This window comes from Brevibacterium sp. SMBL_HHYL_HB1 (genome assembly GCF_018208375.1).
Classification (GTDB): Bacteria; Actinomycetota; Actinomycetes; order Actinomycetales; family Brevibacteriaceae; genus Brevibacterium; species Brevibacterium intestinavium.
In genome coordinates, this window is the sequence record NZ_CP062936.1 from 110941 (window position 1) to 124698 (window position 13758).

Sequence of the window (13758 nt, forward strand, 5' to 3'; positions counted from 1 at the left end):
GTCTGTCGTGGACCGAGCTGTCGACATATCTGAGGCGGTACTCCCGAGGCGAGCAGCACCTATCCGTCGACACCGCGCCTGAAGACGAGCATGAGCGAACGCATGCTCAGCACAAAGCCGCCGAAGAGCAGGAAGAAGCCGAAGAACGAGTACAGCCGGATGTCCGTCGTCAGCATCGGGCCCTCCGAGCTGGTGATGAGCATGATCGCACCGACCACGGCGGCACCGGCGAGGACGGCGACGATGAGCTGCTGGAACAGACTGGTGAGGAAGCGGCGGTCGGAGGGGTTCTCGAGCACCCGCATGTTCATCGAGAACCGGCCGTGCTCGAGGTCCTCGGTGATCTTGTTGATCCGCCTCGGCATCCGGTCCATCATCGGCAGCAGCTGCAGGACACGACGCTGCAGCTCCTCGGTGATCTTCGTGCCCTTGAGCTTCGAGCGCACGAGACGGTTGCCCTCCTGCCGGGCCACGGTCACGACATCGAAGCTCGGGTCGATGGTCAGCAGGGCACCCTCGACGGAGGCCATGGCCCGGAAGGCGGCGCTGATCGGCGCGGGCACGGAGAAGCGGTGGGCGAGCACCAGGGTGAACAGATCGTCGAAGAGCTTCTGCCCCTGTGCGGAGCTGCCCCCTCCGCCGTAGCGCAGCAGGAGCGCACCGACGGCGCGTTCGACCTCCCGGTCATCGAGCCCGTCCGGCCGTCCGAGGAGCTCGATGAGGGCATCAGTGGCTCCGGCACTGTCGTTCTGATCGATCGAGTAGAGCATCAGTCCCAAGGACGTCTGCGTGCCCGGGTCGAGGCGGCCGACCGCGCCGAAGTCGAGCAGGCCGAGCGAGCCCTCGGGGGTGATGAAGATGTTTCCGGAGTGCAGGTCGGCATGGAAGGTGCCCTCGCCGATGATCTGCTGGAGCGTGGCCCCGAGCAGGGTGGTCGCCAGGCGGGCGCGTTCGGCGCTGCTGAGCTCCTCGAGCAGCGCCCCTGCCTGCGCGACCGGCTGACCGGGCAGCTTGTCCATGACGAGGAGGCGCTCTCCGCTGAGTTCAGGGTAGCCGTGGGGGACGGTGACATCGAATCTGCCCGACCGCCTCAGCGAGTGCTCGATGCTGGTCATATTGTCCAGTTCGATCCGATAGTCGAGCTCCTCCTCGAGCGAATCCGCGAACCCCCGGGCCAGCGCGTTCACCCCCAGGTTCTTGCCCCACACCGTGGTCTTGTTCAGCCAGGCGGCCAGGCGCAGGATGATGTCGAGGTCCTGGCTGACCTGATTCAGGGCCTTCGGGCGTTGGACCTTGACGATGACCTCGGTGCCGTCGAGCAGGGTGGCCTCGTGCACCTGGGCCACCGAGGCGGCCGCCAGCGGGCGCGGATCGATGCTGGCGAACACCTCGCCGATCGGTCGCCCGAGCCGGTCCGCGATGGCCGGTTCGATGACCGACCAGGGTTCGGGGGTGACCTGGGTCTGGAGGGTCTCGAGCTCACGGATGAATGCGGCCGGGAGGATGTCGCGGCGGGTCGAGAGCATCTGTCCGAGCTTGACGAAGGTCACTCCCGCCTCGGCGAGGGATTCCCTGAGCGCCCGCGCGGTCTTGACCGCCCGTCCCGGTGAGTCCCCGCCGAACCCGCGCAGCTGGGAGCCCAGGCCGTGACGGGTGGCGATGGACAGGACCTGCGCGTAGCGGCGGGCGCGTCGGCGGCGGGACTTCCAGCCGAAGAACAGCGACTGCGGGCTCGGCAGGCTTCCGGTCGGGAACGCGGCTTCGACCATCACCAGGGCGCCGACGCCGAGAGCGAAGATCCACCCGATGGCCAGTGCCGTGAACAGCGCTGCCACGCCCGGGGCGACTTCGAGGCCGCCGTGGTTGTCTCCGGTGCCGGCGCGGTAGAGGTACTGGACGGTGACCGCCATGCCCGCGCTCATGACGAGCCCGACGAAGATCGTGCGCGGCCAGCCCGTGGGCACCCCGACCACGCGGCGGACGACGGTGGCGGCCAGCCAGGACTGGAGGACGAGGAAGACGAGGGAAGCCGTGCTCAGCAGCACGAATCCGCCGATGTCCAAGGCTTCCATCGCTGCCCCTCCTGGTCGGTCGGTGTATCAGTGCGACGTCGAACCGCTCGCGTCCAGCCTAGTCCTTCGGCGGCTTCCCGGAACGTCGGCGCGGGCTGAGGCGGCCCCGGCGACCGGGCAGGTCGATCGCACTGGCCCAGACGAGGATCCAGACCGCGCCGGCGAGGGCGAGCAGTCCGGGGAACAGCACGCCGAAGGGCAGACTCGTCACGGTGATGATGAGCGAGAGCAGAGTCGGACCGCCGAGCTTGCCGCCGTTGTTGAAGATCGCCCAGATGCCGAGGAAGCGCGGGCGGCCGACCGCCGGTGACAGATCGGCCCCGATCGTCATGTTCACTCCCGCGCCCAGCCCGTTGCCGAAGGCCATCACGGCCGCGGCGATGACCATCCCGGACAGCTCCGGCAGGGTGCGCATGATGATGAATCCGGAGCCGAAGATCGTCAGGCAGGCGACGAGGGTCGCGATCCGGCCGAGGTGGTCCTTGATGTAGGCGCCGAGGAACATGACGATGAGCTCGAGTCCCGCGCCGAAGGCGATGACCAGGGAGATCGAGGACTTGTGCAGCCCGATCTCGACGCCCCACAGCTGGATGACCACGGGCTGGGCGGCACGGGCGGCGGCGAGCGTGATGATCGTGATGCCCACGAGGACGACCGATCTCCAGTGCACGTCCAGCGGCGGGCGCCGGTCCCGGCCCGATTTCGGTCCTCGGCCGCCTGCCGCAGCGGGAGGGTGAGCCGCCTCGGCGCGCTGCTGACGGTCGTCGAACCCGGGGATCCTCGCAATGGGCAGGGCCATGATGACGATCGCGGCGATGGCGGCGAGGCCGGCGAGGGCGAACACCGACCAGATGGGGAAGACGAGCATGAGCCCGGCCCCGATCATCGGACCGAGGAGGTTGCCCACCCGCTGAGTGCCGCCGAGCGCGGTCATCGCCTTCGCGAGATCGGCCGCTGGCATCACCTCGGCGACCACGGCCTGTCGGGCCAGGCTCCACACATCCGAGACCGGGCCGAAGACCATGAGTGCGATCGTGTAGACGGCCAGCGAATACGGTGAGTCCCAGATGAAGGCTGTGATGATGGCGCCGAGGACGATGACGGCCGCGGCCGTGGCCACGAACATGGCCCGGAAGTCGCCGAGGCGGTCGATGAGGATCCCGGCCGGCACCGTGGCCGCCAGGGACACGGCGCCCATGATGCCGACGATGGCCGCGGCGAACGCCTGGGTCGAGCCGAGGGAGAGCGCGCCGAGGACGAGGACCGGCATGATCGAGCCCAAGCCGATGGCGAAGAGCAGGAACGGTATGAGGACCGGCCACAGGATGGGTTTGAGCACGCCGTCAGTCTAATCGGCGGCCGAGGCGCTCAGACTGTCTAGACTGTTCCCAGCAATTTTCCCCGTTCCGGCCGAGGAGCCGATGTGAGCAGCGCAGAAGTGAGACCGAACAGATTCCGACTCGTCCCGATGCGCCCGCGCGATCCCGAGGAGAGCGGTCGGGCAGCCAGCTCGCTCGAGCTGTTCTTCGACCTCGTCTTCGTCATCGCCGTGAGCATCGCGGCCACGACCCTGCATGAGACGGTCACCGCCGGCCGCCTCGGTGAGGGGCTGGCCACGTATCTGATGATCTTCTTCGCGATCTGGTGGGCGTGGATGAACTTCACGTGGTTCGCGACCTCGTTCGACACCGATGACTGGCTCTACCGGGTGCTCACGATCGTGCAGATGGGCGGGGTGCTCATCCTCGCCGCCGGGATCGCTCCCGCGTTCTCGGACAAGGACTTCACATTCATCGTCAGCGGATACGTGCTCATGCGCGTGATCATGATCGTGCAGTGGCTGCGCGCGGCCAAGGCCGCTCCTGAGCAGCGGGCGGCGACGATCGCCTACGCCTGCGGGATCGGCCTCGCACAGGTGCTGTGGCTCCTGTGGCTGCTCATCGACGCACCCGTCGCCCAGGCGGCGGCCTTCATCGTCCTCGTCGGCTTGGAGCTCTCGATCCCGATCTTCGCCGAATCCAGGGGAACGACGCCCTGGCACCCCGAGCACATCACCGACCGCTATGGCTGCTTCACGATCATCGTCCTCGGCGAGAGCCTCCTGGCCTCGGCGAACGCGGTGTTCGGGGCGCTGTCCGATGTCGTCGATCTCATTCCGCTCATCTCACTCGGCGTGCTCAGCCTCATCGTCACCGCCGCGATGTGGTGGATCTACTTCTGGCCGCCGCACCACCGCGCGATCTCGGGTCTGCGGGGATCGATCAAGTACGGCTATGGCCACTACTTCATCTTCGCCGCCGCGGGTGCGTTCTCGGCCGGGGTGGGCATCGAGGTCGACTCGCAGCTGGGGCGCAGCGCGCTCGATCCGGTGCTGGCGACCTTCACGGTCTCGGTCCCGATCGCCGTGTTCGTCCTGGGCGTCTGGCTGCTGGCGATCCGGGCCAATGCCGGCGGCGCGGTGAATGCGATCGTTCCGACCGCCTCCGTCCTCGTCCTCCTCGACCCCATCATTCCGGTCCCCACGTTCCTCACGACCTTCTTCATGGTCATCATCGTCATCACCCTCATCGTCTTCTCGCCGAAGGCCACGGACGGCGCTTCCCCGCCGAGGCGGCCGCCGGGTGAGCGGCTTGGCCGCCGGATGAGCGGCCCCGAAGCAGGACACGGAGCGGGCTGAGGGGGCCCGATGCGGGAACGGGACCGTTGCGGGATCGGCCGGTGCGGGAACGGGCCCGACGCGGGATGGGCCGGTGCGGGAACGGGCCCGACGCGGGATGGGCCGGTGCGGGAACGGGGCCGTTGCGGGACCGGGGCCCGGAGCCGGCTGAGGGCGCCGGTCAGAACGGCAGGCCGTGGTAGCGGTCGATGTGGCGCTGCTTGGCGGCGTCGACCCGGCGGGACATCTCGCCGGAATCGACTCGGGGCCGCAGAGCGCGGACGCGGCGGCGTTCGATCAGCCACAGGGCCAGCCGCAGCACGAGCCGGTCGATGCCGGTGACCTCCGTCGTCGTGTCGTGTCCGCTGTCGACGACGAGCTCCCTGGTCACGGTGATCGTGCGTTCGATGATGCGGCGGTGCTCGGCCAGGGGAGGGCGGATGGGGGCGGTGAGCGTGCTCATGACGGGGTTTCCTCTCCATCGATCAGGGGGAAGGCATTGAACTGGATCTGCACCGGACGGGAGCCGGGGTCGCTGCGTCCGCGGTACTTGTCGATGAAGGCCATGGTGGTCTTCTCGTATTCGGCGGCGATCTCGGCCAGCTGCTCCTTGGTCAGGTGCAGATTGCTCGTATCGCTGGCGGAGGCTTCGACCCATTCGAGCGGTATCCGCTTCTCGTCATAGGCGGCGTCGACGAAGTCCTCGAACGCGCGGGACATATTGCGGACGAGCTCTCGGTTGACGTAGTGAGAGGCGGTCCGTGTCGAGGGGTCGAGTTCGCGTTCGGGGCCCGGGACTCGCACGGCGCCGGGAATCCTCTCCCACCACTTCTGCCGACCGCCGCTCTCACCTGCGACCTCACGGATGAGGTGATGACGCGCCAGCTGGCGCAGGTGGTAGCTCGTCGAGCCGGAGGATTCGCCGAGGCGCTTGGCCAGGCTCGTCGCCGTCTGCGGTCCGTGATTCGTCAGCGCATCGTAGATCGCCATCCGCAGGGGATGGGCCAGGCCCTTGAGGGCCGAGGCATCGATCTCGCGCACGCCGTTCGGGGTGATTTCCTCGCTCATGATGCAAAGATACACTTGCAAAGAAAGCTTTGCAAGAGTTTCTTTGCGTCTGTGTCGGCGCGGCCTCTGTCTCGGCGACGAAGGTTCTGCCCTACAAGTTCGCGGTCGAACATGGGACGCTGGAGTCATGAGTGCACACTTCGTCGTTCCGCCCTATCTGCTCGATACGATCGCCGAGCGCGCGACCCAGCGCTTCCCCCGGGCCGCCGCGGCCGCCCGCAACTGCCGGATGTCCGACGACAGCAGCCGGGACCTGCGCCGTGCCGGCCTGCGCTACACCCCTCGCGCCGATCTCGGCAAGAACGAATCCGCTCAGGCGGCACCATCGGCGGTCGGTGCCGCTGCGACCGCCGGGCTCGAGCGTCTCATCCACGATGCCCAGAACACCGAGGTCCTGCCCGGCGAGCTCGTGCGCTCCGAGGGCGACGAACCCGTCGCCGACGAAGCGGTCAATGAGGCCTATGACGGTCTCGGCGCGTCCTACGCCCTGTTCTCCGAGGTCTTCTCACGCGACTCCCTCGACGGTCGGGGAATGCCGCTGATGGCCAGCGTCCACTACGGCACGGACTACGACAACGCGTTCTTCGACGGGCGGCTGATGGTCTTCGGCGACGGCGACGACGAGGTATTCACCGGCTTCACCGGGTCCGTGTCGATCATCGGCCACGAACTGTCCCACGGAGTCATCAACCACACCGCCGATCTCGAGTACTCCGGCCAGCCGGGAGCGCTCAACGAACACTGCGCCGATGTCTTCGGAGCCCTGACCGAGCAGCATGCGGCCGGGCAGAACGCCGAGGACGCCGACTGGCTGATCGGCGCCGGGATCTTCACCGCCGAGGTGACCGGCCGCGCCCTGCGCTCGATGATCGAACCCGGCACCGCCTATGACGACGATGTCCTCGGCAAAGATCCGCAGCCGAGCCACATGGACGACTTCGTCACCACCGAATCCGACAACGGCGGCGTCCACCTCAACTCGGGAATCCCCAACCGTGCGTTCGCGCTCGCCGCCACCGCCGTCGGCGGTCCGTCCTGGGCGAGCTGCGGACCGGTCTGGTACGGGGTGCTCACCGGTGATGCGATCACGACGCGCACCGACTTCGCCGAGTTCGCGGAACTGACCATCGCCGAGGCGGCCGAACAGTTCGGGAGGGGATCCGACGTCCACGACGCCGTCGTCTCCGGGTGGGAGGCCGTGGGGATCTCGCACGGCAGCTCGGGCCGAGGGAATCACGGGAGCAGCTGGTGAGCGACGAAAGGCCCGGGCCCAGGCAGGAGCCCGACCAGGACGGACAGGCGTGCGAACAGGCTGGGCGGTGCGGCGGCACGGACGGCTACGGGCGGGTGGTCGTCGAACGCTCCGGCGGGGTCGGCGGGATGCTCATGGCATGGGAGCTCGACATCGACTCCAGCGCTGACCGCGACGAGCTCGGCCGACAGGTGGCCGAGCTGCCGTGGTCCCAGGCCGACGCCGATGACTCCGCGGCCGCGCGCACCGGCGGGGCCGACAGCGCCGACGGCGGTGGCGGGGCCGATCGCTTCGAGTACCTCATCGAGAGCCGGTACGGCAGGGTCCGCTTCGGTGAGGCGCGAATGCCGCAGGAATGGAAGCGACTCGTCGACGATGTCCGGCACAGTCCCGAAGCGCGAAGACGCCGCCCCGGGCGCGGATGAACCCCGTCGGCGGACCCGAAGCGCGTCGGTGCCTTCGCCGCATGCCTTTAGGCTGGAGCCCATGACCGAGAACAGAACGACTGCGGAGAAGAACGAACGCGATCTCGAAGAGGAGATCCACACGGACCTCAAAGAGACCATGACCTACGGGTCCTACCTCGACCTCGACCGGCTGCTCGGTGCCCAGCACCCCGTCAGCAGGCCCGAGCACCACGACGAGATGCTGTTCATCATCCAACATCAGACCACGGAGCTGTGGTTCCGGCTCGTCATCCATGAACTCCTCGACGCCAGACGACTCATCGCTGAGGACGAGCTGCAGACCTCGCTCAAACGCATCGCACGCGTCAAGCACATCCAGAAGACCCTGACCGAGCAGTGGTCGGTGCTGGCCACGCTGACCCCCAGTGAGTACGTCGGGTTCCGCGACCATCTGGGACGGGCTTCGGGGTTCCAGTCCTGGCAGTACCGGGCCGTGGAGTTCCTGCTGGGCAACAAGAACAGAGCGATGCTTCCCGTCTTCGACGGTGAGCCCGAGGCCCGTGACCGGCTCGAGCAGTATCTCAACGAGCCGAGCATCTACGACGAGTTCCTCGCCTGCCTGGCCCGCCGCGGACTCCCGGTGCCCGCCCGGCTGCTCGATCGCGACTTCAGCGTCGCCCACACCTTCGACGAGGAGCTGCTGGAGACCTTCCGGATCATCTACGAGAACCCGCAGAAGTACTGGCAGGAATACGAAAGCTGCGAAGAGCTGGTCGACCTCGAGGAGAACTTCCAGTTCTGGCGCTTCCGGCACATGCGCACGGTCCAGCGGATCATCGGCATGAAACGCGGCACCGGCGGCTCGAGCGGAGTCGGATTCCTCCAGAAGGCACTCGACCTGACCTTCTTCCCCGAACTCTTCGACATCCGCACCGGCATCGAGAACGGGCCGGGCATCAGCCCCGAGGGCATCTGAAACGGGTCCCACGCCTCTGAACGAGCCCCCAGGCCTCCGGGCAGCGGCACCGCAGCGCAGCAGGCTCGGGCGCACATGCGGACCGCGACCCGCGCGGCACCGTCGCGCATGCGACACAGCAGGCTCGGGCGCGCACCTCAGCCGAGGATGAGCTGTCTGATCCGCGCAGAATACGGGGACTCGGGGTCGATGACATCGGCATGGTCGGCCCCCGGCAGCTCGGTGCGGGCAGCGGGGAAGACGCGGGAGAACCCGATATCGACGATGCCATCGGCATCCCCGTGGATCGACAGCACCTCGACCCGGGCCGGGATGAGTGCCGCCCGCGATCGCGGATCATGACGCAGATAGGCCGTCAGATCGTCCTCGGGAGTCTTGCCCATATAGTCCAGCACCGCTCCGTCGGCGAGGCCGCCTGCCACCTCGCGCAGGAGGTCGGTCACCGGTGCCAGCGGTCGCAGCCGGATCCGCGGTCCCTCCTCGGGCAGGTGACTGGCCCAGCCGAGCACGAGGCAGCCGCCGGCCGAATGCCCGGACACGATGAGGTTCTCCTGCGCCCGCCGACCGAGGCCCCAACCGGGCAGTTCGGCCCGGACCGAGGCGATGGCTGCGGTGACGTCGTCGAGCGCGTGTGGTTGCCCGCCGGCCCGACGATATTCCACGAGGGCCACGAGCACCCCGGACTCGGCCAGGGACACGGCCAGGGGGCGGGCATGGCTGAGGTCCGTGCGGGGACGGAAGTAGCCGCCGTGGACGAAGACCACCGTCGCCGAGGCGGTCGCCGGGTCACCGTAGACCTCGACGAACTGATCGGGGGAGTCGCCGTAGTCATGACGGAACACCGGCACGCCCGCGGCGGTTCCGGCCTCACCCGCAGGCGGTTTCGCGCCGACTGCGGCCAGGCGCGCCCCGGCAGCGGCGAGTGCGCCGATGCGCTCGGCCTCAGTGCTCATGACTGGACGCTCCCGATGCTCCGGTGTCCTCAGCGGTGCCGGCGGCGTCGGCCGCCTCGACGACCTCGGCCGCGTCGGCGCGTTCGACGAGATCGCGGACGCGCGTGAGTTCGGGCAGCTTCGGGTCGAGTCGGTCGCCCGAGGACTCCCCGCGCAGCCGCCGTCCGACCCAGGGCGCCAGGTACTGCTTGGCCCAGCGGGACTCCTCGCTCATGACCTCACGGATCGCACGGGTCGGGCGGGCCGGGACGCCGAAGCCCTCGACCGGCAGGGACTGGCCGCTTTCGAGCGTGGCCAGCGCCTGTTCGGCCACGAGGTGGTGGCCTTTGGGGGAGAGATGGATGCGGTCGTCGGCCCACATCTCACCGGCATAGAGCGAACGCAGCCCCCACAGGTCGACCATATGGCAGCCGTGCCGCTGCGCGATCGACCACAGATGGGCGTTGTAGACGCCGACGCGGGGGCGGACCGCGCGGATGAGCGGCGAACTGAACTCGGTGTCGAAGCCGTTGCACATGAGCACCTCGATGCCGGCCTCGCGCAGCGCGATCACGGCACGTTCGAACTTCCCGGCCAAGGCATCGATATCGGCCTTCGGCCGCAGGCAGTCATTGCCTCCGGCGCAGAGGCTGACCAGATCGGGTCGGATCTCCAGCGCGCGGGGAATCTGTTCGTCGATGATGCGGTCGAGCAGGCGACCGCGGATCGCGAGATTGGCATAGGAGACATCCGGGCTGCCCACAACCGACTCCGTGAGCATGAGAGCCAGACGGTCGGCCCAACCGCGGTAGCGGTCCTCCCCATGCGGATCGGGATCCATCAGCCCCTCGCTGAACGAGTCTCCGACAGCGACGTATGAGGTGATGGTCTCGAGCATCAGGGCTCCTTCTCTCTCTTCGGCGGCTCTCCCAGACTATACTCAGGCGCTGACACGAACCATCTGAGCCGAGACTGCGACAATGGTCGGCAGCGGACTGCCGCGGCCGGCAGACCCGACCGCTCCAACAGGCGGGCCCGACGTCCCAGCCGGCGGATCCGACCGTCCCGGCTGGTAGGCCCGGCTGCAGGACGCGGTGAGGGACGGCGTGGCAATCCGGTCGAAACATCACGTGGCGTAGACTCGTCTGCGCAGCCAGTCGTCGTCGCCGACCACCTCGCTAGGAGCACAATGTACCGTTCGGTTCCGGTCCCCGCACCCACAGATCTCGTGATCACCAACGCACGGATCGTGCCTGTGGCCGATGCGAACGGGAACCGTGCCGAGGCGATCGAATCGGGCTCGCTCATCGTCAGGGACGGCCGCATCGCCGAGCTCGTCACCGGCGCCGTCGAGACTGCGAACCTGGCCCCCGACACCGAGATCATCGACGCCGGCGGACGCTGGGTCCTGCCCGGCTTCATCGAAGCCCACGGCCACCTCGGCGTGCATGAGGACGGTGAGGGCTGGTCGGGAGACGACACGAATGAGATGACCGATCCCAACGGGGCCGGACTGCGCGCGGTCGACGGGATCGACCCCACCGATCTCGGGTTCAAGGACGCGCTGCGCGGGGGAGTCACCTCGGCGCTGATCAAACCCGGATCCGGCAATCCCATCGGCGGACGCACCGCCTTCGTCAAGACCTGGGGCCGGATCGTCGACGAGATGCTCGTGACCGAGGACCTGTCCGTGAAGTCCGCCCTCGGCGAGAACCCGAAGCGCGTCTACGGGGAGAAGTCCACCACCCCCTCGACGAGGATGGGCACCGCGAAGATCGCCCGCGACGCCTTCGTCGACGCCCGGAACTACCAGGCCAAACGCGCCCACGCCGAGGCCGAGGGCACCCCGTTCGACCGTGACCTGGTCAAGGAGACCCTGGCCGACGTCCTCGACGGCAAGCTCGCATGGGACCAGCACTGCCACCGCGCCGACGACATCGCCACGGCCATCCGCCTGGCCGAGGAATTCGGATACCGCCTGGTCATCAACCACGGCACCGAAGGCCATAAGATCGCCGACTACATCGCCGCGAAGGGCATCGACGTCATCCTCGGGCCTCTGATGACCACGCGCTCGAAGGTCGAACTGCGCGATCGCACCCTGGCCACGGCCGCAGTCCTGGCCCAGGCCGGTGTCCGCATCGCCCTGACCACCGACCACCCGGTCATCCCGATCAACTTCCTCATCCACGAGGCGTCGCTGGCCGTCAAGGAGGGCCTCGACCCGATCGTCGCGATCGAGGCCCTGACCATCAACCCGGCCGCGATCTTCGGACTCGAGGACCGTCTCGGCTCCTTGGCCGTCGGCCGCGACGCCGATATCGTCATCTGGTCCACTGACCCGCTCGACCTCGACTCGCGCGCCGAGACGGTCTTCGTCTCCGGCCGCCGGGTCTTCGACTTCGACGCCGAGACAGGAACCGCGGACATCGCCGATCCACACGGCCCGACACTCATCAGCGAGCCGTGAGCGAAGAGAATCTCGAAGACGCCACCACCGCCGAGGTGCCGGTCGAGGAACCGACCGCGTCCGGCCCCGTCCACGGTTCGTCGCCTGCCCCGGAAGCCGCCGGCAACCCGGAGGTCGGGTCCCAGGCACTGCGCGAGATGCTCGAACGCACTCGTCAGCAGCGCCTGGCCGAACTGAGGGAGACTCCGGCCGAAACCCAGCCCGAGGACGTCGCGAAGGCCGCGGCCGCGAAGGCGGCGAAACCCTCACGGCACGGCGGACGGTCGAAGCCGCGCACCGACCACCGCGGCGCCTCTGAGCGGATCGCCCAGCGCGTCGCCCGTCGCACCGTCGGCAAACTCGTCTCGGGCACCACCGCGAACACTCAGCCCGTGCCGATCGTCACCGCGCTCAAGGGCACCCCCTACCAGGCGCCGGTGCAGGCCACCGAACCGAGCGAGGACGAGGCGAGGATGGTCCTCGACCTCGCCGCCGACATCGCGGCGATGACGATGCGCGCAGGCGCCGGCACCCGGGACGTCGAGGTCTCGGTCATCGCCGCCTGCACCGCCTGCGGACTGTCCACCGTCGAGGTGGATCTGACCTCGAACACCCTCGTCGTGCACTATTCGACCTCCGATGGCCGACTGCTGACCGTGATGCGAGTCAACCGCGGCGAGTCCACGCACTATGCGAAGCTGGCCTCGGTGCACAAGCTCGTCACCGACCTCGTCGAGGGGCGCATCGAATTCCACGAGGCACGCAACCGTCTCGACGCGATCCGCTCCCAGCGCCGACCGTTCCCGCAATGGTTCACCACCGGCGCCTGGGGAGTCATGGTCGGCGCCCTCGTCCTGCTGCTCGGGGGAGGACCGGTCGCGGTCCCCCTGGGCATCGTCATGGCCATCCTCATCTTCCAGGTCGGCAAGTTCCTCGGACGCACGCACCTGCCGTCGTTCTTCATCACGGCGCTGCAGGCCGCCTCGGCGACGCTGATCGCCACGATCGCCGGCGACTTCGGCATCATCGCCTCACCGCAGTACCTCGTCGCCGCCGGCATCGTCCTGCTGCTGCCGACGCAATCACTGTATTCGGCCGTTCAGGATGCGCTGACGAACTTCCCGCTCACGGCCGCCGGACGGGTGGTCGGGGTGTTCATGACTCTGGCCGGCATCGTCTCCGGCATCGCGCTGGGCATCGTGTGCGGGCAGGCGATCGGGCTCAGCCATATCGATGTGCTCGTGCCGAAGACGAGTCCCCATGTGGTCACGGCGATCCTGTCGATGGTGGCGGCCGCCGTCGTGTCGATGTCCGGAGCCGTGGCGATGTCGGCCAGGCGGCGCTTCATCCTGCCGGCCGCGCTGGTCGGCCTGGCCTCGCACATCACGATGATGTCGCTGACGCTGCTGCAGATCGACAATGTGCTCGCCAGTCTGCTCGCCTCGACCGTCACCGGGTTCCTGTCGCGGCCGCTGGCCCTGCGCCTCGGTGCGCCGGCCGTCGTGCTCATGATCCCCGGCATCTACACACTGCTGCAGGGACTGTCGATCTTCACCGCCGTCTACCAGATCGCCTCGGAATCCGAGAACGTCTCCTTCGCTGTGGGACTGTCCTCGCTGTTCACCGCGATCCTGGCGAACGCGGCCCTGGCCGTCGGCGCGGTGCTCGGCAGCTATCTGGCGCTGCCGTTGAAGAACCTGAAGAATCTCAAGGGCCGCAGCTCGGCAGAGGAGACCGTCGAATCGGTCCGCAGCGCAGAGTCGACGACGGCCGTGATCGACTCCGTCCAGTCCACCTCCGCGAAGCCCCAGACGGGCGCCTCGGCAGCGAATCCCCAGACGGGCTCTTCGGCCGCGAATCCCCAGTCGGGCTCTTCGGCAGCGAACCCCCAGACGGGCTCTTCGGCCGCGAACCCCCAGACCGGGCCGGGGCAGACGCAGTCCTGA

At 68.2% G+C, this 13758-nt stretch carries 12 protein-coding genes; 6 read left to right on the plus strand and 6 right to left on the minus strand.

The annotated features are described in order from the left end of the window. Nucleotides 1–59 precede the first annotated feature (59 nt). Nucleotides 60–2072 carry an AarF/UbiB family protein gene (locus tag IG171_RS00520; protein WP_249203896.1) on the minus strand — a complete coding sequence of 671 codons (2013 nt, stop codon included), beginning with the start codon at nucleotides 2070–2072 and terminating at the stop codon, nucleotides 60–62. Between the two features lie 58 nt (nucleotides 2073–2130). Continuing rightward, the gene (locus tag IG171_RS00525) at nucleotides 2131–3411 is read right to left on the minus strand and encodes an MFS transporter (RefSeq protein WP_212129024.1); all 1281 of its coding nucleotides are present in this window, start codon (nucleotides 3409–3411) and stop codon (nucleotides 2131–2133) included. 84 nt (nucleotides 3412–3495) lie between these two features. Between IG171_RS00525 and IG171_RS00530 the strand changes: the two genes are divergently transcribed. Then, nucleotides 3496–4749 carry a low temperature requirement protein A gene (locus IG171_RS00530; RefSeq protein ID WP_249203897.1) on the plus strand — a complete coding sequence of 418 codons (1254 nt, stop codon included), beginning with the start codon at nucleotides 3496–3498 and terminating at the stop codon, nucleotides 4747–4749. A gap of 160 nt (nucleotides 4750–4909) precedes the next feature. Here IG171_RS00530 and IG171_RS00535 read toward each other — a convergent pair whose 3' ends face one another. Together IG171_RS00535 and IG171_RS00540 are read right to left on the minus strand one after the other, a co-directional pair. Beyond that, a complete protein-coding gene (locus IG171_RS00535; protein ID WP_212129026.1) occupies nucleotides 4910–5191 on the minus strand; it encodes a hypothetical protein in 282 nt (93 codons plus the stop codon). Then, nucleotides 5188–5796 carry a helix-turn-helix domain-containing protein gene (locus tag IG171_RS00540; protein WP_212129028.1) on the minus strand — a complete coding sequence of 203 codons (609 nt, stop codon included), beginning with the start codon at nucleotides 5794–5796 and terminating at the stop codon, nucleotides 5188–5190. The genes IG171_RS00535 and IG171_RS00540 overlap by 4 nt, the downstream gene beginning before the upstream one ends. 127 nt (nucleotides 5797–5923) lie before the next feature. Between IG171_RS00540 and IG171_RS00545 the strand changes: the two genes are divergently transcribed. The 3 genes from IG171_RS00545 to IG171_RS00555 all read left to right on the plus strand — a co-directional run bounded on the left by IG171_RS00545 (nucleotide 5924) and on the right by IG171_RS00555 (nucleotide 8431). After that, on the plus strand, nucleotides 5924–7048 hold the full coding sequence (locus IG171_RS00545; RefSeq protein ID WP_212129030.1) for a M4 family metallopeptidase: 1125 nt from the start codon (nucleotides 5924–5926) through the stop codon (nucleotides 7046–7048). Then, nucleotides 7045–7473 (plus strand): protealysin inhibitor emfourin, encoded by a 429-nt coding sequence (locus tag IG171_RS00550; RefSeq protein WP_212129032.1) that lies wholly within the window; start codon nucleotides 7045–7047, stop codon nucleotides 7471–7473. Before IG171_RS00545 ends, IG171_RS00550 begins: the two co-directional genes overlap by 4 nt. Before the next feature lie 61 nt (nucleotides 7474–7534). Beyond that, on the plus strand, nucleotides 7535–8431 hold the full coding sequence (locus IG171_RS00555) for a tryptophan 2,3-dioxygenase family protein (protein ID WP_212129034.1): 897 nt from the start codon (nucleotides 7535–7537) through the stop codon (nucleotides 8429–8431). A 137-nt stretch (nucleotides 8432–8568) separates the two neighbouring features. On the opposite strand, the gene IG171_RS00560 is transcribed toward IG171_RS00555, so the two are convergent. Both IG171_RS00560 and IG171_RS00565 read right to left on the minus strand, forming a co-directional pair. Continuing rightward, on the minus strand, nucleotides 8569–9384 hold the full coding sequence (locus IG171_RS00560) for an alpha/beta hydrolase (protein ID WP_212129036.1): 816 nt from the start codon (nucleotides 9382–9384) through the stop codon (nucleotides 8569–8571). After that, nucleotides 9374–10261: an SGNH/GDSL hydrolase family protein gene (locus tag IG171_RS00565; RefSeq protein ID WP_212129038.1), complete on the minus strand. Its 888-nt coding sequence runs from the start codon at nucleotides 10259–10261 to the stop codon at nucleotides 9374–9376. Before IG171_RS00565 ends, IG171_RS00560 begins: the two co-directional genes overlap by 11 nt. 291 nt (nucleotides 10262–10552) lie before the next feature. Here IG171_RS00565 and IG171_RS00570 point away from each other — a divergent pair, with 291 nt between their 5' ends. Continuing rightward, entirely contained in the window at nucleotides 10553–11833 is a 1281-nt protein-coding gene (locus tag IG171_RS00570) for an amidohydrolase (protein ID WP_212129040.1), read from the plus strand. Continuing rightward, nucleotides 11830–13758, plus strand: a complete 1929-nt coding sequence (locus tag IG171_RS00575; protein WP_212129042.1) for a threonine/serine exporter family protein — start codon at nucleotides 11830–11832, stop codon at nucleotides 13756–13758. Before IG171_RS00570 ends, IG171_RS00575 begins: the two co-directional genes overlap by 4 nt.